This window comes from Mycolicibacter sinensis (assembly GCF_001673565.1).
Lineage (GTDB): Bacteria > Actinomycetota > Actinomycetes > Mycobacteriales > Mycobacteriaceae > Mycobacterium > Mycobacterium sinense_C.
This window is the reverse complement of record NZ_LZMF01000088.1, coordinates 1-19,868: the sequence shown is the minus strand read 5'-3', so window position 1 is coordinate 19,868 and position 19,868 is coordinate 1. Positions and strand designations below refer to the sequence as shown.

The following is a 19,868-nucleotide window of genomic DNA, read 5'->3' as shown; positions in this document are numbered from 1 at the left end:
ACGTAATTAGTCAACGGTGATTGCGAGCTGCCCGACTGCGCAGGTCAGAAGGCATAGCGGTGGTACTGCGACATGTTCGCCACCGCCGGAATCAGCGACATCGCCTTGCCCAGCGCCCGGTAGCGGCGCGGAAGCTTCCCGTAGGTGTCCGACTCGAACCAGCGCACCCACTCCAACAGCCGCACGCCCGGGACCGCGGCCAGGATCTCGCGGGGCTCGTTGATCCCCCACCGCAGCGTCGCCCCGGAGCGGCGTACCACGGCGTTGGCCCACTGGGTCTTGATGCCCAACCGGTTGAAGGCATCGAACTGCAACTCCCCGCTCGGAGCGTGCTCGACCACTCGGCGCAGCAACGCCACGCCGTCGGATTCGCTGAGATACATGGTCAGGCCTTCGCCGAGCATCAATGTCGGTCGGTCGGTGGGGATTTCGGCGAACCACGCCGGGTCGGTGACCGACGCCGCCACCACATGGTTGTGGTCCCGCTCGGGAAGCAGTTGCCGGCGCAGCTCGGCCACGTCCGGATAGTCGATGTCATACCAGTCGACTCCGTCGCCGGGTTGCAGCCGGAAGTATCGGGCGTCGAGCCCGCAGCCCACGTGCAGGACAACGGCGTGGGGGTTGGCCGCCAAGAATCGGCGGGCCCACTCATCGAAGTGCGCGGCACGGGTCGTCACCGACGGCGAGCGGGCCGCGGTGATCGTCGTCTTGGCCCAGTCGTAGTCGATGCGCCCGACCACCTCTTTGGCGTAGCGATCCCCCAGGATCGGTTCGGGAAGGTCGGCATCCAGCGCTTTGGCGTACAGCGTCGCGAGCATGGTCTGCGGGGCCCCGCTGAGATCCACCCGCGCCTTGTCTGAGGTCATGAACTTCGAGGCTAGCGGCGCTACCGGCCGGACGAAGCGAACTGAACACCGCGCGGTGTGGCGTTCAGTCCCCGGTCGTTACCCACTGCCGTTCAACGGCTTTGACCAGTGCCGTCAGCGTCGCATTGACCGGGGCCTGCTCGCCGACCTGCGTGGCCTGGCGCAGCACCGCACCGTTGATCACGTCGATTTCGCTGACCCGGCGGGCCTGGTGGTCCAGCAGTGCAGACGGTTTGGCATCCGGCATCTGTGCCCCGAAGGCCCGGACGTGGGCGATCGGGTCGGACACGGCGATGCCGATCCCGGCGGCGCGGGCCACCGTCCAGGCTTCGGTTGCCGCGGCACGGCTCACCGGCCCCACGTCGGCGTCGTCCATGACCTGCCCCACCGTCATGCCGGTCAGCGCGCACGGTGCGCTGTAGGCGACGTTGCAGATCAGCTTCTCCCACTGCATGGCGGCGATGTCGGCGACCGCGGCCGCGTCGAATCCGGCGTCGGCCCACACTTGAGCGATCCGATCGACGGTCGAAAAGGGCAGCGCCGCATAGCCGCCGAATCGGACGGCGCGCATCGCGTTGTGGTGCACATGCCCCGGCGCGGGGCGCGAAGCCCCGAAACCACTGGCGATGCCCACCGCTACCCGCTCGGCTCCGACGATGCCGGCGACGGTGTCGGCCGATCCCAAGCCGTTCTGGATCGTCAGCACCGGCGTGCTCTCGGCGAGCAGCGGCAGTGCCTGGGCAGCCCCGGCGCCGACGTCGGCGGCTTTGACCGCCAGCACCACCAGGTCCATCGGCTCGGTCGGCGCCACGGTGGCCGCCCGCATGGCCACCAGCTGGTCGGGGTGCGGCCCGCTGATCCGCAGGCCGTCGGCATTGATGGCGTGGACATGCTCGGCGGACCGGTCGATGGCCAGTACGTCGTTGCCGGCCGCCGCCAGCCTTCCGGCATAAATCGAACCCATGGCACCGCACCCGATGACCGCGATCTTCATCTGCTCATCCCACCAGTTCGGCAATCGCCGCAGCCAACTCGGGCTTTTCCTCCAGCCCGAAGCCCGGGGCGTCGGTGGGCGTGATGGTGCCGCCGGCCAGCGCGCACCCCGGCGAGTAGCCGCCGAAAGGCGCGAACACCCCGGGGTAGGACTCGCAGCCCCCCAAGCCCAGGCCCGCCGCGATGTGCAGGTTGATCAGGTGGCCGCCGTGCGGGAAGGCACAGCCGCGGTCGAAGCCGTGCGTCTCGAGCACCTCGAGCATGCGCGCATACTCGGTCAACCCGTAACTCAAACCCGCATCCATCTGGAAGATGTCGCGGCCCGGACGCATACCGCCGTAGCGCACCAGATTGGTCACATCACCCGCGGAGAACAGGTTCTCGCCGGTGGCGATCGCCCCGGGATAGTCGGCGATCAGCGCCGCGTTCAGCGCGAAATCCAGTGGATCACCGGGTTCCTCAAACCAGCGCAGGCCGTAGCGGCTCAGCTCCTGCGCCCAGTCGCCGGCCGCTGCGGCGTCGAACCGACCGTTGGCGTCGACGGCAACCCGCGCGCCGGCGCCCACCACCTCGATCACCGCTTCGATGCGGTCCAGATCCTGGCGCATCGAGGCGCCGCCGATCTTCATCTTGACCGCCTGGTAGCCCGCGTCGAGATAGCCGGCCATCTCGGCGCGGAGCCGATCCAGCGCGTCTCCGGGGTAGTAGTAGCCCCCGGCCGCGTAGACCGGAACCGCGCCGACGGCCTCTTTCCCGCCCAGGTCCCGGCCGAAGTGCCGCGCGATGGTGCGGTAGGCGGGTTCGTCGGCGAGTTTGGCGTTGAGGTCCCAGCACGCCAGTTCCAGCGCTGCCGCCGCACCGGCCCGATCGCCGTGACCGCCGGGTTTTTCGTCGGTGAGCGCCGCGCCCAGCACCCGCGCCGGATCGATGCGGCCGGTGGCATCAAGCAGCGATTCGGGGTCGGCGCGCAACACCCGCGGGATCATCCGGTCGGCCAGGATGCCGCCTTGGGCGAACCGGCCGATCGAGTTGAACGCGATGCCGGTCACCGGTTTTCCGTTCCGGATCCGGTCGGTGACGACGGCGACCAGCGATACCGTGTGCCGGGAGAAGTCCACCAGCGCGTTGGCGATCTCACCGCGAAGCGGTACCGATGTCTCGACGATCCGGGTGATGCGCATGCGTCGTGACTCCTCGGGCTTAGGCGTTAATCCGCTCGCCGCAGGATAGCTTCGGCGTGCCGCAGCACCGGGGAGTCGACCATCTGCCCTTCGAACGCGAACACCCCGCGCTCGTTTTGCGCTGCGGCGAGCACCCTTTTCGCCCAATCGACTTTCTCGGCCTCCGGGCGGTAGGCGTCGCGCACCACCGGCACCTGGGTAGGGTGGATGCACACCGTTGCGGCGAATCCGACCGCGGCGCCGTCGATCGCCTCTGCCTTCAGCCCGTCGAGGTCACCGATGTTGAGGTAGACGGCGTCGAGCGCCGCGCGGCCGAACGTCGACGCCGCCAGCAGCACCGTCGAGCGCGCGTGCCGGGCGAAGTCCCGGTAGGTGCCGTCCGGGTGCCGGCTGGAGCCACCGCCCATGGCCGCGACCAGATCTTCGGCGCCCCACATCATCGCCACACAGCCGTCGGTGGCGGCGATCTCGGTGGAAAACACGACACCGCGCGGCGTTTCCAGCAGCGCGACAACCTGCCGAGGCGCCAGCGCGGTCACCTGGCCGGCCGATTCGGTCTTGGCCAGCATCACCGTCGTGTAGGCGGTGTCCGCCAGCGCCTCCAGGTCGCGGGCCTGATCCTCGGTGCCGGCCGGGTTGACCCGCACCACCGTCCGCTGCGGGTCAAGGGGGTTGTCCCGCAACGCCTTCCGTGCCGCGGGCCGGTCGACGGCGGCCACCCCGTCCTCCAGGTCGAGGATCACCACGTCGGCCGCCGCGGCGGCTTTGGCGAAGCGTTCCGGCCGGTCCGCCGGACAGAACAGCCAGGCCGGGCCCGCGGTGTGCAGGTTCATGCCGACTCTCCTGCCGGCCGTTTGCGCACCAGGGTGGTACGTACCGCGCGCGCCACCACGTCACCGTGCTGGTTGCGGCCGACGTGCTCGAGGGTCACGATGCCTTCGCCGGGGCGGCTCTTGGATTCGCGCTTGTCGGTGCAGACCGTCTCGGCGTAGAGGGTGTCGCCGTGAAAGACCGGCTTGGGAAACGACACCTCCGAGAAACCCAGGTTGGCCACGATGGTGCCCAGCGTCAGTTGTGCCACCGACAGGCCGACCAGGGTGGAGAGGGTGAACATAGAGTTCACCAGGCGCTCACCGCGAAAGCCGGGTTGCTCCGCCGCCCAGGCCGCATCGAGGTGCAGCGACTGGGTATTCATGGTCAGCGTGGTGAACAGCACGTTGTCAGCCTCGGTGACGGTGCGACCGGGCCGGTGGGCGTAAGTGGTCCCGATTTCGTACTCCTCGAACCACAGCCCGCGTTGCTCGACGGTTTTGCGTTCGTCACCCATCAGCCCATCCCCAGCGATCGTGCGATCAGCATCAGCTGCACCTCGGTAGTGCCCTCACCGATCTCCAGGATCTTGCTGTCGCGGTAATGCCGGGCCACCGGGTATTCGTTGATGAAGCCGTAGCCGCCGTGAATCTGGGTGGCGTCGCGGGCGTTGTCCATCGCCGCCTCCGAGGAGATCATCTTGGCGATCGCCGCTTCCTTCTTGAACGGCTTGCCGGCCAGCATCTTCGCGACGGCGTCGTAGTAGGCGGTGCGGGCGACGTGGGCGCGGGCCTCCATCCGGGCGATCTTGAAGCTGATCGCCTGATAGGAGCCGATCGTCTGGCCGAACGCCTCGCGTTCGCCGGCGTACTTGACGCTTTCGTCGACACAGCCTTGGGCCACCCCGGTGGCCACCGCGGCGATCGCGATGCGGCCCTCGTCCAGGATCGACAGGAAGTTGGCGTAACCCCGGCCTTCTTCCCCGAGCAGGTTCCCCTGCGGAACGCGGGCGTCGGTGAAGGTGAGCGGGTGGGTGTCCGAGGCGTTCCAGCCCACCTTGTTGTAGGCCGGCTCCACGGTGAAACCCGGTGTGCTCGAAGGGACGATGATCGTGGAGATCTCTTTCTTGCCGTCGGTCCGGGTGCCGGTGACGGCGGTGACGGTCACCAGCGAGGTGATGTCGGTGCCGGAGTTGGTGATGAACTGCTTGGTGCCGTTGATGACCCAGTCACCGCCGTCTCGCCGGGCGGTGGTACGGGTACCGCCGGCATCCGATCCCGCGCCGGGCTCGGTCAGGCCGAAGCCGGCCAGCGCACGGCCGGCGACGAGATCCGGCAGCCAGGTCTGCTTCTGTTCCTCGGTGCCGAACCGGTAGATCGGCATCGCGCCGAGGCCCACCCCGGCCTCCAGGGTCATCGCCACCGACTGGTCGACCTTGCCGAGCTCCTCCAGCGCGAGCGTCAGCGCGAAGAAGTCGCCGCCCATACCGCCGTACTCTTCGGGGAACGGCAGCCCGAACAACCCCATCTCGCCCATCTTGGCGATCACTTCGTAGGGGAAGCTGTGCTCTTCGTCGTGCTTGGCGGACACCGGAGCCACCACGGTGCGAGCGAACTCGGCGACCGTGTCGCGCAGGTCCTGGTATTCCTTCGGCAGCACTCCTGCCGTGATCGTCGTCATTACGCCTCTTCCTCACTCGACTCGGGAATCAGCCGGGCCAGTACCTGGTCCACAGTCACCTGATCGCCCACCGAAACCAATACCTCCACCCGCCCGCTGATCGGCGCGCTCAGGGTGTGTTCCATCTTCATCGCCTCGACCACGACGACGGGGTCCCCTTCCGCCACAGGCGAATCCGAAGCGACATTGACGGCGATCACGCTGCCCGGCATCGGGCTGAGGATTTCCGCGCTGCGCGGGCCGCCGCCGCGATGCACCCGGACCACCTCGGCTTCCCGCAGGTGCCAGGTGCCGCGGTCATCGGCGATCCACAGCTGACCGCCGTCCTCGGCGAACGCGTAACAGCGCCGCCGGCCGGCCAGCGTGACCACCATCCGGCCGTCCTCGACGTCGATGCTTCCGCTGTGGATCTCGCCGTCGCCGACCTGTACCCGGGCATCGGCCGGGAGCCCCCATACCGACACCGTCTCCGAGCGCAGCGGGGTGCGCATCTCGGTGCGCACCGGCGCCGGTGCGCCGATCCGCCAGCCGCTCGGGGACCCCCACAGCGATTTCGGCGCGGACAGCTCCCATTGGCGGTAGAGCCCGCCGGCCGCTAAGACGTCGTCGGGTGCGGGTGCCGGGGCGAAGTCGACCGATCTGATGTCGAGCAGTTCGGTGTCCAGGTCGCCGGCCACCACCCGCGCATCGGCCAGCAGGAACCGCAGGAATTCCACGTTGGTCTGTACCCCGAACACCGCCGTGCCGGCCAGTGCCGCGTCGAGTCGCGCCAGCGCCTGCGCCCGGTCGGCACCGTGGGCGATCACCTTCGACAGCATCGGGTCGTAGTCGCTGCCCACCACGGTGCCCGCCTGCAGCGACGAGTCCGCCCGTACCCCCGGCCCGGTGGGTTCGTGCACCGCCAGCACCCGTCCCCCGGTAGGCAGGAAGCCGCGGGCCGGGTCCTCGGCGTAGACCCGGGCCTCGATCGCGTGCCCGGTCATGGTGATCTCGTCCTGGGCGAACGGCAGCTTCTCACCGGCGGCCACCCGCAGCTGCCACTCGACGAGGTCCAGCCCGGTGACCGCCTCGGTGACCGGATGCTCCACCTGCAGGCGGGTGTTCATCTCCATGAAGAAGAACTCATCCGGGCGATCTGCGGAGACGATGAACTCCACCGTGCCGGCGCCGACGTAGTCGACGCTGCGGGCGGTGTTACAGGCCGCCGCCCCGATCCTGGCCCGGGTGGCGGCGTCCAACAGCGGCGACGGCGCCTCCTCGATCACCTTCTGGTGGCGGCGCTGCAGGCTGCATTCCCGCTCGCCGAGGTGCACCACATTGCCCTGGGTGTCGGCGAGCACCTGCACCTCGATGTGGCGGGGCCGCAACACAAATCGCTCCAGAAACAGCGTGTCGTCACCGAACGCCGACGCCGCCTCACGCCGCGCGGTCACCAGCGCCGCGCGCAGCTGCGCGGGTTCTTCAACCAGGTGCATGCCTTTGCCGCCGCCGCCGGCCGAGGGCTTGATCAGCACCGGGTAGCCGATATCGGTGGCCGCGGCCACCAGTTCGTCATCGGTCAAGCCCGGCTTGGCCAACCCGGGTACCACCGGTACCTCAAAGGCGGTGACGGTGTTCTTGGCGGAGATCTTGTCGCCCATCACCTCGATCGCCCGCGCCGGCGGCCCGATGAACACCACCCCGGCGCGCTCGCAGGCCGCCGCGAACCCGGCGTTCTCGGAGAGGAAACCGTAGCCGGGGTGAATCGCCTGCGCGCCGGTGGCCGCCGCGGCCTCGAGCACCTTGGGAATCGACAGATAACTGTCCAGCACGGGCGCCGGACCCAGCCGTACGGCGGTGTCGGCTTCCCGCACATGCCGCGCCCCGGCGTCGGCGTCGCTGTAGACGGCCACCGACCGAATTCCCATCCGGCGCAGGGTGTTAATCACCCGCACCGCGATCTCACCGCGATTGGCTATCAAAACAGTTTCAAACATCGCCACTCACATCCGGAAAACGCCGTAGGAGACCGGGTCCAGCGGCGCGTTCGAACAGACCGAAAGCGCAAGCCCCAGCACGGCTCTGGTATCGGCCGGGTCGATGATCCCGTCGTCCCACAGCCGTGCGGTCGAGTAGTACGGGTTGCCCTGCGCCTCGTATTGATCGCGGATCGGCGCCTTGAACGCCTCTTCGTCGGCCGGCGACCACGGCTTGCCGGCGGCGTCGAGTTGTTCACCGCGGACCGTGGCCAGCACCGATGCGGCCTGTTCGCCGCCCATCACCGAGATCCGCGCATTGGGCCACATCCACAGGAAGCGCGGCGAATACGCCCGGCCGCACATCGAGTAGTTGCCCGCTCCATAGGATCCGCCGATCACCACCGTGAGTTTGGGCACCCGCGCACAGGCCACCGCGGTGACCATTTTGGCGCCGTGCTTGGCGATACCGCCGGCCTCGTAGTCGCGGCCGACCATGAAGCCGGCGATGTTCTGCAAGAACACCAGTGGAATCCGGCGCTTGTCGCACAGTTCGATGAAATGCGCTCCCTTGAGCGCCGACTCGCCGAACAGCACCCCGTTGTTGGCGATGATTCCCACCGGATGGCCGTGGATGCGCGCGAACGCGGTCACCAGCGTCTTGCCGTACTCGGCCTTGAACTCGCTGAACTCGCTGCCGTCGACGACGCGCTCAATCACCTGCCGCACGTCATAAGGCACCCGCGGATCCGGCGGGACCACGTCGTAGAGTTCGGCCGGATCATGCCGAGGGTCGATGGAATCGCCGATCTCCCAAGGGCTTGGGTGACGCGGCCCGAAAGTCTCGGCGATCTGCCGGACGATGCGCAGCGCGTGTTCGTCGTCATCGGCCAAATAGTCGGTGACCCCGGAGACCTTGGAGTGCAAGTCGCCCCCGCCGAGCTCCTCGGCGGTCACCACCTCCCCGGTGGCCGCCTTCACCAGCGGCGGACCGCCGAGGAAGATGGTGCCCTGTTCCCGGACGATGACGGCCTCGTCGCTCATGGCGGGCACATAGGCCCCGCCGGCGGTGCAGGAGCCGAGCACCGCGGCGATCTGCGGGATGCCCGCCGCACTCATGGTCGCCTGGTTGTAGAAGATGCGGCCGAAGTGCTCCCGGTCCGGGAACACCTCGTCCTGGCGGGGCAGGAACGCGCCGCCGGAGTCCACCAGGTAAATGCAGGGCAGCTGGTTGCCCAGCGCGACTTCCTGGGCGCGCAGGTGCTTTTTGACGGTGACCGGATAGTAGGTGCCGCCCTTGACGGTGGCGTCGTTGGCGACGATCACGCATTCCCGCCCGGACACCCGTCCGACCCCGGTGATGATGCCGGCTCCGGGGCACTCGTCGTCGTACATGCCGTCGGCGGCCAGCGGAGCCAGCTCCAGAAACGGACTGCCCGGATCCAGCAGCCGGTCCACCCGGTCGCGCGGCAACAGCTTGCCCCGGGCCACGTGACGTTGCCGGGAGTGCTCACTGCCGCCGAGGGCTGCCGTCGCCATCTTGTCGTTGAGCTCGGCGACCAGCCGCCGGTGCTCGTCGGCGAATGTCGGGGCGGTCATGAGACCTTCGAAAGATTCAACTCTACACCGGTTTTCGCAACGACGTCATCGACGGAGACGCCCGGAGCGGTCTCGACCAACTGCAGGCCCGTCTCGGTGACGTCGATGACGGCCAGGTCGGTGATGATGCGGTCGACGCAGCGGGCGCCGGTCAACGGCAGCGTGCAGTGTTCGACGATCTTGGCGCTGCCGTCTTTGGCCGCGTGTTCCATCATTACGATGACGCGGCGCGCTCCGTGCACCAGGTCCATCGCCCCGCCCATGCCCTTGATCATCTTGCCGGGGATCATCCAGTTGGCCAGATCGCCTGCCGCTGAAACCTGCATGGCGCCAAGGACGGCCACGTCCAGGTGGCCGCCGCGGATCACCCCGAACGAGGCCGACGACGAGAAGAACGACGCCCCGGGCAGCACCGTCACCGTTTCTTTGCCGGCGTTGATCAAGTCGGCGTCGATGTCCTCGCGGCGCGGGTAGGGCCCGACGCCGAGGATCCCGTTCTCCGAATGCAGCACCACGCTGACCCCGTCGGGAATGTGGTTGGGAATCAAGGTGGGTAGCCCGATGCCGAGGTTGACGTACTGTCCATCTTCCAACTCGGCGGCCACCCGTGCGGCCAGTTCGTCACGTGACAGTGCCATTAGGCGCCACTCCTCCTCATCGCTCCGCTCTGCATCGTCGCTGGCGCGGCCATCAACGCACCGTCTCCCGCTCGATTCGCTTGGTCGGATTCGGTACGTGCACCACCCGGTGCACGTGGATGCCCGGCGTATGCACCTCCGCCGGAGGGATCTCGCCGGGCTCGACGAGGTGCTCGACCTCGGCGATCGTGATGCGGCCGGCAGCGGCGCAGTCCGGGTTGAAGTTGGCGGCGGCCTCGCGGTAGACGAGGTTGCCGTGCCGATCGCCCTTCCAGGCGTGCACCAGCGCGAAATCGGTACGGATCGCCCGCTCCAGCACGTAGGTGCGTCCGTCGAAGTCGCGGGTCTCCTTGCGCGGTGAGGCGACCGCCACCCCGCCGGCACCGTCGTACCGCCACGGCAGACCGCCGTCGGCGACCTGGGTGCCGACACCCGTCGGCGTGTAGAACGCCGGAATTCCGGCGCCGCCGGCGCGCAGCCGCTCGGCCAGGGTGCCCTGCGGGGTCAGCTCCACCTCCAGCTCGCCGGAGAGGAACTGCCGGGCGAATTCCTTGTTCTCCCCCACATAGGAGCTGACCGTGCGACGGATCCGTTTGTGCTCCAACAGCACTCCGAGGCCGATGCCGTCGACGCCGCAGTTGTTCGACACTGTCTCCAGATCGGTGACACCGAGCGCCAGCACGGCGTCGATCAGCGCCTCCGGTATGCCGCAGAGCCCGAACCCGCCTACCGCCAGTGACGCACCGTCGGTCACATCGGCCACGGCTTCTGCCGCTGTTGCCACGACCTTGTCCATCGCCACCAGCGCCTCCTCATTTTCAGTTAATGTTGATTAACTGACGTCAGAGAATACCATTCTCCTGCGACCGTGTCAGCCACCCCGCACGTGCTCGATCGCCTGCCGGCGCATCTCGTCCTTGCGGACCTTGCCGGTGACCGTCAGCGGGAACTCCTCGACGACGCGCAGATACCGCGGCACCTTGAAGTGCGCCAGCCGCCCGGCGCAGAACTCCCGCAGCGCCTCGACGGTCAACGGCACCGAGTTCTCCCGCATCATCACCACCGCCATCAGTTCCTCGCCGTACGTTTCGTCGGGCACCCCGACGACCTGGGCGTCGAGGATGTCGGGATGGGTGTGCAGGAACTCCTCGATCTCGCGCGGATAGATGTTCTCGCCGCCGCGGATCACCATGTCCTTGATCCGTCCGGTGATCCGGACGTAGCCGTCGCCGTCCATGACGGCCAGATCGCCGCTGTGCATCCAGCCCTCGGCGTCGATGGCCGCCGCGGTCTTGGCCGGGTCGTCCCAGTAACCGGTCATCACCGAATAACCGCGGGTGCAGAATTCGCCGGGCTGCCCCCGCGGCACCGTCTGGCCGGTGCCGGGGTCGATCATCTTGATCTCCAGGTGCGGGCCCACCCTCCCGACCGTCTCGACTCGCTGCGTCAGCGAATCCTCGCCGCGGGTCTGGGTCGACACCGGAGACGTTTCGGTCATCCCGTAGCAGATCGCGACCCCGGTCATGTGCATGTCGTCGATCACCCGCCGCATCACTTCCACCGGGCACGACGAGCCCGCCATGATCCCGGTGCGCAGGCTCGTCAGGTCGTACTCGCCAAAGTCGGGCAGACCGAGCTCGGCGATGAACATGGTGGGCACCCCGTAAAGGCTGGTGCACGCCTCGTTCTGCACGGCGCGCAGCGTGGCAGCCGGATCGAAGCCGGGGCCCGGCAAGATGATGGCCGCGCCGTGGCTGGTCGCCGCCAGGTTGCCCATCACCAGACCGAAGCAATGGTAGAGCGGTACCGGAAGGCAGATCCGGTCCTTCTCGGTGTAGCCGAGCAGCTCGCCGACCAGGTAGCCGTTGTTAAGGATGTTGCGGTGACTCAGGGTGGCGCCCTTGGGATAACCCGTTGTGCCCGAAGTGTATTGAATATTGATCGGGTCGTCGGGGTGCAGTGCGGCTGCGGCCTTGACCAGAGCTGCGGAATCGATCGGCGTGCCGGCCAGCTCGTGCCACCGCGCGCTGTCGATGAACACCACCTCCCGCAGATCCGGGCATTGCGGAGCCGCCTCCTGCAGCAGCGCAGCGTAATCGGAGGTTTTGAACCGCGATGCCGAGATGACCATCGCGGTCCCGGACTGCTTGAGCGCGTAGGCCAGTTCGCGAGAGCGGTAGGCCGGGTTCAGGTTGACCAGCACCGCCCCGATCTCGGCGGTGGCGTACTGTGTCAGCACCCATTCGGCGCAGTTGGGCGACCAGATGCCCACCCGATCCCCGGCGCTGATCCCGGCCCGCAGTAGGCCGCTCGCCAGCCGGCGCACAGCCACCGACAGCTCGGCATAGCTCCAGCGGCGGCCCGACGGAACATCCACCAGCGCATCGCGATCTGGATGCGCACGTGCGGTGGCAGCGAGATCGGCACCGATCGTCGTCTCCAACAGAGCGGGTCGGGTCTCGCCGCGGGCGTAGGACGAATCGCAACGTGCTGCGGGTCCCGCAGTTGCCATCAGGCCTCCACCGAATTCGCCCGACGCCGGGCCGGTCCCGAGGCGATGGGTGCTACGTTAGTGACCGTTAACTCAGCTGTCCATGAGGAGCGGAGGCGTGATGGCAGCATCCGCCCCGTCCGGCCCGGCGGGACACGACGAACCGGCCAACCGACGCAGCCGGCTGAAGTCTGACCGGCGGACCCAGTTGCTCGCGGCCGCCGAGCGCCTCTTCGCCCAGCGCGGCTTTCTCGCGGTGCGACTGGAGGACATCGGCGCGGCCGCCGGTGTCAGCGGTCCGGCGATCTATCGACACTTCCCCAACAAGGAAGCACTGCTGGTCGAGTTGCTGGTCGGTATCAGCACCCGGCTGCTGGCCGGGGCGCGCGCCGTCGAAGCGGGTGGACACGGTCCCGAGGACGTGCTGGACGGCTTGGTCGAGTTTCATCTCGATTTCGCGCTGAACGAGCCGGACCTGATCCGGATCCAGGACCGCGATCTGGCGCATCTGCCGGCCGGGGCGCAGCGTCAGGTACGCAGCGCCCAGCGTCAATACGTCGAGGTCTGGGTGGGGGTGCTGTGCGCCCGGTACGCCGGCTTGGCCGAAGCCGACGCCCGGTTGATGGCTCACGCGGTGTTCGGCCTGCTGAACTCCACGCCGTACAGCATCAAGCCGGCGGGAACCAAGTCTGCCGCCCCGGAGAGTTCCCGAGCGGTGTTGCGGGCAATGACGATCAGGGCGTTGGGCGCCGCCGGAATGTGACCGGGCTGCGCGACGTCGCGGTCGAAGGCGGCCCGGCGCAGGTACCCTGCAACCCATGAGGTGGGTATGACCGATCCGTATCGACCGGAGGGTTCCGATCAGCCCTGGCAGCGCAACGGGGCGAGCGAACCGTCGACTTTCGGCGTTCCGCCGCACGTCGATCCGGCCTATGCCGGACAGATTCCGTCGTACCCGGCGGGCTATCCGCCACAGTCCCCCAACCCCACCGCCCAACTGCCGCGGCAGCACTGGGAACCGCCGCAGCCCCCACCCGGCGGGCCGGCAGCCGGCGGCGAGGGCGGCCCCCCGGAACCGCCGCGGTTCCCCAACTGGCTGTGGCTGGTGGCCGGTGCCGCGGTGCTGCTGGTGGTCGGCATGGTGATCGCGCTGGTGATCGCCAACGGCTCGGGCCGCAATTCGGCTACGGTGACGCCGGTTTCGCCGCTGCCGACAGCTCCGAGCACGCCGATTCCCAAGCGCACCCCGGCCACCACGCCGCCGCCGACGCGGTCGACGGCCCCTAGCACCACCCCGGGCACCGCGCCGCCGACGACCTCGACCACCGCCGGGGTTCCCCAGACGATCGTCTACAGCGTCACCGGGACCGGCCGGGCGCTCAGCATCGCCTACATCGACACCGGCGGCGTGCTGCAGACCGAGTTCAACGTCGCGCTGCCATGGACCAAGCAGGTCACGCTGACGCCACCGGCATCCACTGCCGCGGCGGTCACGGTGGTCAACTTCGGCGAGCAGATCACCTGCTCGGTGGCGGTGGACGGCGCCCAGGTGCGTCAGCGCACCGGGTCGATCCTCACGGTCTGCGCCGCAGCGGGCTGAGCCATCAATCCGCGCGGCGCGGAACGCGCACGCCGAGCATCGCCAGCAGACCGAGCACCAGCACCGTGCACAGCCCGCCCATACCGGCCCGATCGGACCGGAAGACGTCGACGAAGACCGAGAACAGCCACGGCGCAAGGAATGACACCGCTCGGCCGGTCATCGTGTAGAGGCCGAAAGCCACCCCTTCCATTCCCTCGTCGGCCATCCGCAGCAGCAGGGTGCGCGCCGAGGACTGGGTGGGCCCGATGAACAGGCAGAGCACTAGGCCGCAGGCCCAGAAGGCGACCGGCCCGGACAGCGCCATCAGCGTGATGCCGGCGGCCACCATCGCGACCAGCGAGCCGACGATCACCGTCTTGGATCCGATCCGGTCATCGAGCAGGCCCCCGGCGACCGCCCCGACCGCGGCCACCACACTGGCGGCCACCCCGAAGATCAGCACGTCGCCGCTCGAGATGCCGTAAACGGTGACCCCTAGCACCGCCCCGAAGGCGAATACGCCGGCCAGCCCGTCGCGGAAGATCGCACTGGCTACCAGGTAGAAGACCAGATTGCGGTCGCGGCGCCATTCGGCACTGATGTCGCGCCACAACTGGCGATAGCCGCCGAGCAGGCCCGGGCGTGGCGGCGCCGGCTCGTCGGCACCTCCGAGCCGGTGCGCGCTGAGCAGCAGCGGCAACGCGAGCACCGCCAGCCAGGCGGCGGTCAGCCACATCGCCGCGCGCACGTTCTGCCCACCCTCGACCGGCAGGCCCAGCAGGCCGCGGGTCGGGCCGCTGCCGGCGATGAAGCCCAGGTAGACCACCAACAGCAGCACGACGCTGCCGACATAGCCTGCCGCCCAGCCGAATCCGGAGATCCGCCCGGAGTTCTGCGGTGTCGACACCTGCCGCAGCATCGCGTTGTAGGGGACGCTGGCCAGATCACCGCAGGCGGCGGTCAGCGCCAGCAGCACCAGCCCCGGAGCCAGGTAGGCGGGTGCGTCGCGGATCATGCTCATCGAGGCGATGAGCACCACCGCGAACCCGGTCAGGACCGCCAGCGTCACCCGACGGCGGTGCGGGGCGGCGACCCACACCCCGACCACCGGCGCCACCGCGGCCACGGTCAAACCCGAGAGCGCCAGCGTGCGGCCCAGCCAGCTGGTTGACGACACCGCACCGGGCAGATCCCGGCCGACGCTGCTGGTCAGATACACCGAGAACACGAACGTCACCACGATCGCGCTCACAGCCGCGGCACCGGTATCCCACAAGGCCCACGCCACGATCCGCGATCGCCGGGATCTGACCACCCCCGGGGCATCCATGCCTGGCACTCTACGATTGGCCCATGCCAGTGCCTGCTCCCAGCCCGGATGCCCGCGCCGTCGTCACCGGAGCGTCCCAGGGGATCGGCGAAGCACTCGCCACCGAGCTGGCCGCTCGCGGCCACGGGCTGATCATCACCGCGCGCCGCGAGGACGTGCTCAACGACGTGGCGGCGCGGCTGCGCGACAAGTACCGGGTGGCCGTCGAGGTGCGGGCGGTCGACCTGGCCGATCCGCTGGCCCGCGACCAGTTCTGCGCGGAACTGGCCGAGCGGGAGATCTCGGTGTTGTGTGCCAACGCCGGCACCGCGACGTTCGGGCCGATCTCGGGTCTGGATCCGGCGGTGGAGAAGGCGCAGGTGCAGCTGAACGCGATCGCGGTGCACGACCTGGTGTTGGCGGTGCTGCCGGGCATGCTGGCGCGCCGCGCCGGGGGGATCCTGATCTCGGGTTCGGCGGCCGGCAACTCACCGATCCCCAACAACGCCACCTACGCCGCGACCAAGGCCTTCGCCAACACCTTCAGCGAGTCGCTGCGCGGCGAGCTGCTCAAATCCGGGGTGCACGTGACGCTACTGGCGCCCGGGCCGGTGCGCGCCGAGATGCCCGACGCCGCCGAAGCCTCGCTGGTCGACCGGTTGATCCCGGACTTTCTGTGGATCTCCACCCAGCACACCGCAAAGCTGTCGCTGGATGCCTTGGAGCGCAACAAGATGCGCGTCGTACCCGGGATCACCTCGAAGGCCATGTCGATGGCCAGCGGGTACGCCCCGCGCGCCATCGTCACGCCGATCGTCGGCGCGGTCTACAAGAAGCTCGGCGGCGGTTAGCGCCGGCGGCGGCCGGTACCCATTGCGCCGCGGGTGATCTGACCGACCACCACGGTGGTGACAGCACGTGTCACCTGCTTGCCCTCCCGGGTGGAGAGGAAGTGGGCGAGCCAGCGACCGAACCGCGTCCACCAGTGCACTTTCGGTGGCGGCGGCACACCGTCGTACCCCTGGGGGTCGGAGGGCGGCACACTGCCCTCCCCCGCTGCGAGCTTGCGGGACAAGATCTCATAGGCCGATTCGCGATCCACCGTCTCGCTGTAGACGGCGTGCAGGGGACTCGCCGTGGCCGCCGCGGTGATCGCCGCGTCGCCGACGGAGGCCATCAGCGATCGCGGTGCCCGCAGCCGCGTCCACGCGACCGGGGTCGGGGCGCCCCTCTCCGACAGGACGGTGACGATCGCCTCGCCGATCCCCAGCGACGTCAGCGCCGACTCCAAGTCGTACACCTTGGTTTTGGGGTATGTGCGCACCGTCTTGCTCAGCGCCTTCTGGTCATCGGGGGTGAACGCACGCAGCGCGTGCTGGATCCGGGCGCCCAGCTGGGACAGCACGTTGTTGGGCACATCGGTGGGCAACTGGGTGCAGAAGAACACCCCGACGCCCTTGGAGCGGATCAGCTTCACGGTCTGTTCGACCTGCTGCAGGAACGCCTTGGAGGCGTCGGTGAACAGCAGGTGCGCCTCGTCGAAGAAGAACACCAGCTTGGGCTTGTCGATATCGCCGACCTCGGGAAGCAGCGTGAACAGGTCGGCGAGCACCCACATCAAGAAGGTAGAGAACAACACCGGGCGGGCAGCTTGATCGCCCAGTTCCAGCAGCGAGATGATGCCGCGGCCCTGACTGTCGGTGCGCAGCAAGTCTTCCGGCTTGAGCTCCGGCTCGCCGAAGAAGGTGTCACCGCCTTCGGCCTCCAGGTTGACCAGGGCACGCAAGATCACCCCGGCGGTCTGAGCTGACACCCCGCCGAGGTTCTTCAGTTGCGGCTTGCCGGCGTCACTGGTCAAAAACGTGATGACCGAACGTAAATCCTTCAGGTCCAGCAGCAGGTAGCCGTTCTGGTCGGCCCAGTGGAAGATCAGCCCCAGCGTCGACTCCTGAGTGGCGTTGAGCCCCAGCACTTTCGACAACAGAATCGGCCCGAAACTGGAAATGGTGGCGCGCACCGGGATACCGAGGCCGCCGGTGCCCAGCGACAGGAACTCCACCGGGAACGCCGTCGCCGCCCAGTCGTCGCCGGTCTCGGTGGCGCGCGCGGTGAGCTTGTCGCCCGCCTCCCCGGGCCGCAACAGTCCCGACAGGTCACCCTTGACGTCGGCCATCAGCACCGGAACGCCGGCCGCGGAGAGTTGTTCGGCGATCACCTGCAGCGTCTTGGTCTTGCCGGTGCCGGTGGCGCCGGCCACCAGCCCGTGGCGGTTGATCGTGGCGAAGGGGATCCGGACCTGCGCGGACGGGTCGGCGGTCCCGTCGATGACCACCGTGCCCAGTTCGAGGGCCTGGCCCTCGGCGCTGTAGCCGGCCGCGATCTGTTGTGCGGCGTTCGCCGCCGAATCGGGACTCACAGGCCACGACATTACTTGGCCGGTCAGCACCGCTATGCGACTACGGCGCCGCCGAGCGGCTAACGTGTGCCTACTGTGAGCGCTGCACGAGATGAACTCGTCTGGATCGACTGCGAGATGACCGGGCTGGACCTGGCCTCGGACAAGCTGATCGAGATTGCCGCCCTGGTCACCGACGGTGAGCTGAACATCCTCGGCGACGGTATCGACGTGGTGATCCACGCCGACGACGCGACCCTGGCCGCCATGAGCGACGTCGTGACCGACATGCACACCCGGTCAGGGCTGATCGAGGAGGTCAGAGCGTCGAGCATCGACCTGGCCACCGCCGAGCAGATGGTGCTCGACTACATCCGCACCCACGTCAAACAGGCCCGCACGGCGCCGCTGGCGGGCAACTCGATCGGCACCGACCGCGCCTTCCTCGCCCGCGACATGGGCACGCTCAACGAATACCTGCACTACCGGATGGTCGACGTGAGCTCGATCAAGGAGTTGTGCCGACGCTGGTACCCGCGGATCTACTTCGGTCAGCCCGAGAAGGGCCTGGCGCACCGCGCGCTGGCCGACATCCACGAGTCCATCCGGGAGCTCAAGTACTACCGGCGCACCGCGTTCGTCGCCCCTCCCGGGCCGCCTACCAGCGACATCGCTGCGGTAGCCGCGGAGCTGGGACCGCCTTCGAACGCGCACGAGGTAATCGATTCGGTCGCTGAGCGTCCAAGCGGCTAGTATCGACGACGCTGCCTGCTCGGCTGGCAGCGATGGTGGCTGTAGTTCAGTTGGTAGAGCACCAGGTTGTGATCCTGGGTGTCGCGGGTTCGAGTCCCGTCAGCCACCCCGATAGGTCGGAGGGCTTTGGCCCTCCGACCTTTTTCTTTGGCTGGGGGCCTTGCCGGGGCCCTCGGGGCCGGTCATCGCTGGTGGTGAACCCGCTCCCTAGACCGCACACGATGCAAACAGCGCGTTGCGACGGCTGATCGGTCGTGTCGCTTCCGAGGGCGGGGATGTACATGACCGCGCGCGGGTCTAGGCGGACGAGACCTTGTTCGACTTTGTCCGGTTGCATCGCCAGCACAGGGTCTGCAGGTTGTCCCACGTAGACAAGCCACCCCTGGAGACCGGCATGATGTGATCCACCTCAAGAAGGAGATGAGGCTCTGCTGCAAGTGACACCGAGCAATAGCAGCAGGTATGTTTATCGCGTGCCTTAATAGAATTGCGCAGCTTGGTGGTCATCAAGGCGCGCTGGCCAGCGGCGCTTTTTCTCCAGCGGATCTTCTGCGACAGCGTCTCGATGAGCGCGTCGATCGTCAAAGCGTTTAACGTCAGAGTGGTTCGCTGCGAGCTGTTCCCACCAGCACTGACGTATTCAAAGATGTACACCGGGTACGGAACGGTAATCGGCGAAAGCTCGACACCTACGTGCTTCATGAAATCTTTTGCGAAGAACTTCAAAATGAATGCAGGCGGGTCGACTGAAGCGGTAATGCTCGCCTCACGCTGCCCAAGGTTGCGGATCGCCTCTTCCAAGCGATTGATACTCTCCCCCAGATTTTCTACGTCAGCCAAGTGCGCCTCATTGGCCTTGATGCCGAAATACTTCATCACGTACTTGATGGGGTCGGCGCTAGCGTTACGGACGACTTGCAACGAGCAGTTATGCACATTCGGTGCCTGGTAATTCGCGACGTTGCGATCCCGCCGGTAGTTCCAGAGGCTGGTGTTCTGAAATGACGCCAAATGTGCCTGCACGCCAGAGGACGTAGCGCCAAGGCTGAACGATCCACCGTTACGGATCTCCGAAACGTAATCGGCGATCTCGTTGTGTTCAGCGACCACCGATGCGATCTCGCGCTTGTGGTCTAGGAATTCTTCGCTGGCGAAGTACCGCGCCTTGAGGATGAACAGCGCCGAGACGGCCGCCAGCGCACTAATGAGTATTACTAGAAAAAACGTGGCCACGCCGCCTAGACCCTCCGCCGACTCTCCGTTTTGCGATCGGACCTTAGCAGAGCGCTACGGGCCGACAACCCGATGGGACGAATTCGTCGCCACGTCCTTGGCCATTCGGGGCCGGTCCGCCCATCACCCATTGCTTGATCCTCCCGTCGGTTTGGTTCGGCGGCCAAGCTAGCAGTGGTCGCCGACATGTCGACGGCGCTCCGAGCACGGGAGTTCATAAGCTGTTGGGACTCTTGCGCCGCCCGGCAACATGTCCGACACCATCGCCTCCGCCGCGGCGGGCCCCGTTCTCGGACACGCCGGCGTCAGTATCTGAAACCACACACCGCTCGGCGAGGAAGTTGATGTGCTGAGCGGTAAGGGTTGTCAATACGCCCCCGTCT

At 67.7% G+C, this 19,868-nt stretch carries 18 protein-coding genes and 1 tRNA gene; 5 read left to right on the top strand and 14 right to left on the bottom strand.

Features of this window, described 5'->3' with window-relative positions; translation table 11 throughout:
• Positions 1–44 precede the first annotated feature (44 nt).
• From A5648_RS13735 to A5648_RS13685, 11 genes are all read right to left on the bottom strand, one after another.
• Positions 45–866: a class I SAM-dependent methyltransferase gene (locus tag A5648_RS13735; protein ID WP_065025077.1), complete on the bottom strand. Its 822-nt coding sequence runs from the start codon at positions 864–866 to the stop codon at positions 45–47.
• Positions 867–930: 64 nt separating this feature from the next.
• Positions 931–1,860 (bottom strand): ketopantoate reductase family protein, encoded by a 930-nt coding sequence (locus tag A5648_RS13730; RefSeq protein WP_065025076.1) that lies wholly within the window; start codon positions 1,858–1,860, stop codon positions 931–933.
• Between the two features lie 4 nt (positions 1,861–1,864).
• Complete coding sequence (locus tag A5648_RS13725) at positions 1,865–3,040, bottom strand: enolase C-terminal domain-like protein (protein WP_065025075.1); 1,176 nt, start codon at positions 3,038–3,040, stop codon at positions 1,865–1,867.
• A 26-nt stretch (positions 3,041–3,066) separates the two neighbouring features.
• Positions 3,067–3,873 carry an HpcH/HpaI aldolase/citrate lyase family protein gene (locus A5648_RS13720; protein ID WP_065025074.1) on the bottom strand — a complete coding sequence of 269 codons (807 nt, stop codon included), beginning with the start codon at positions 3,871–3,873 and terminating at the stop codon, positions 3,067–3,069.
• Positions 3,870–4,367, bottom strand: coding sequence for a MaoC family dehydratase (locus tag A5648_RS13715; RefSeq protein WP_065025073.1), 498 nt, complete (start codon positions 4,365–4,367; stop codon positions 3,870–3,872). The genes A5648_RS13720 and A5648_RS13715 overlap by 4 nt, the downstream gene beginning before the upstream one ends.
• Positions 4,367–5,530 (bottom strand): acyl-CoA dehydrogenase family protein, encoded by a 1,164-nt coding sequence (locus tag A5648_RS13710; RefSeq protein ID WP_065025072.1) that lies wholly within the window; start codon positions 5,528–5,530, stop codon positions 4,367–4,369. The genes A5648_RS13715 and A5648_RS13710 overlap by 1 nt, the downstream gene beginning before the upstream one ends.
• Positions 5,530–7,506: an acetyl/propionyl/methylcrotonyl-CoA carboxylase subunit alpha gene (locus A5648_RS13705; protein WP_065025089.1), complete on the bottom strand. Its 1,977-nt coding sequence runs from the start codon at positions 7,504–7,506 to the stop codon at positions 5,530–5,532. Before A5648_RS13705 ends, A5648_RS13710 begins: the two co-directional genes overlap by 1 nt.
• Before the next feature lie 6 nt (positions 7,507–7,512).
• Positions 7,513–9,084, bottom strand: coding sequence for a carboxyl transferase domain-containing protein (locus A5648_RS13700; protein WP_065025071.1), 1,572 nt, complete (start codon positions 9,082–9,084; stop codon positions 7,513–7,515).
• The gene (locus tag A5648_RS13695; protein WP_065025070.1) at positions 9,081–9,722 is read right to left on the bottom strand and encodes a 3-oxoacid CoA-transferase subunit B; all 642 of its coding nucleotides are present in this window, start codon (positions 9,720–9,722) and stop codon (positions 9,081–9,083) included. Before A5648_RS13695 ends, A5648_RS13700 begins: the two co-directional genes overlap by 4 nt.
• Positions 9,723–9,774: 52 nt before the next feature.
• Positions 9,775–10,518, bottom strand: coding sequence for a CoA transferase subunit A (locus A5648_RS13690; protein WP_065025069.1), 744 nt, complete (start codon positions 10,516–10,518; stop codon positions 9,775–9,777).
• Positions 10,519–10,593: 75 nt separating this feature from the next.
• A complete protein-coding gene (locus tag A5648_RS13685; RefSeq protein ID WP_065025068.1) occupies positions 10,594–12,234 on the bottom strand; it encodes an AMP-binding protein in 1,641 nt (546 codons plus the stop codon).
• A 100-nt stretch (positions 12,235–12,334) separates the two neighbouring features.
• Between A5648_RS13685 and A5648_RS13680 the strand changes: the two genes are divergently transcribed.
• Both A5648_RS13680 and A5648_RS13675 read left to right on the top strand, forming a co-directional pair.
• Positions 12,335–12,976 carry an SACE_7040 family transcriptional regulator gene (locus A5648_RS13680; protein WP_065025067.1) on the top strand — a complete coding sequence of 214 codons (642 nt, stop codon included), beginning with the start codon at positions 12,335–12,337 and terminating at the stop codon, positions 12,974–12,976.
• 66 nt (positions 12,977–13,042) lie between these two features.
• Positions 13,043–13,813, top strand: a complete 771-nt coding sequence (locus tag A5648_RS13675; RefSeq protein ID WP_065025088.1) for an MmpS family transport accessory protein — start codon at positions 13,043–13,045, stop codon at positions 13,811–13,813.
• Positions 13,814–13,817: 4 nt separating this feature from the next.
• Here A5648_RS13675 and A5648_RS13670 read toward each other — a convergent pair whose 3' ends face one another.
• Positions 13,818–15,125 (bottom strand): MFS transporter, encoded by a 1,308-nt coding sequence (locus A5648_RS13670; protein ID WP_065025066.1) that lies wholly within the window; start codon positions 15,123–15,125, stop codon positions 13,818–13,820.
• A gap of 23 nt (positions 15,126–15,148) precedes the next feature.
• Here A5648_RS13670 and cmrA point away from each other — a divergent pair, with 23 nt between their 5' ends.
• Positions 15,149–15,955 carry a mycolate reductase gene (cmrA, locus tag A5648_RS13665; RefSeq protein WP_065025065.1) on the top strand — a complete coding sequence of 269 codons (807 nt, stop codon included), beginning with the start codon at positions 15,149–15,151 and terminating at the stop codon, positions 15,953–15,955.
• Here cmrA and A5648_RS13660 read toward each other — a convergent pair.
• Positions 15,952–17,532: a helicase HerA-like domain-containing protein gene (locus tag A5648_RS13660; RefSeq protein WP_428844341.1), complete on the bottom strand. Its 1,581-nt coding sequence runs from the start codon at positions 17,530–17,532 to the stop codon at positions 15,952–15,954. The genes cmrA and A5648_RS13660 overlap by 4 nt on opposite strands.
• Positions 17,533–17,595: 63 nt before the next feature.
• On the opposite strand from A5648_RS13660, the gene orn reads away from it, so the two are divergent.
• Entirely contained in the window at positions 17,596–18,252 is a 657-nt protein-coding gene (orn, locus tag A5648_RS13655) for an oligoribonuclease (protein ID WP_082966488.1), read from the top strand.
• A gap of 35 nt (positions 18,253–18,287) precedes the next feature.
• Positions 18,288–18,360: transfer RNA gene (locus tag A5648_RS13650), tRNA-His, on the top strand.
• A gap of 189 nt (positions 18,361–18,549) precedes the next feature.
• Here the strand turns inward: A5648_RS13650 and A5648_RS13645 are convergent.
• The gene (locus A5648_RS13645; RefSeq protein ID WP_065025062.1) at positions 18,550–19,485 is read right to left on the bottom strand and encodes an HNH endonuclease; all 936 of its coding nucleotides are present in this window, start codon (positions 19,483–19,485) and stop codon (positions 18,550–18,552) included.
• Positions 19,486–19,868 lie beyond the last annotated feature (383 nt).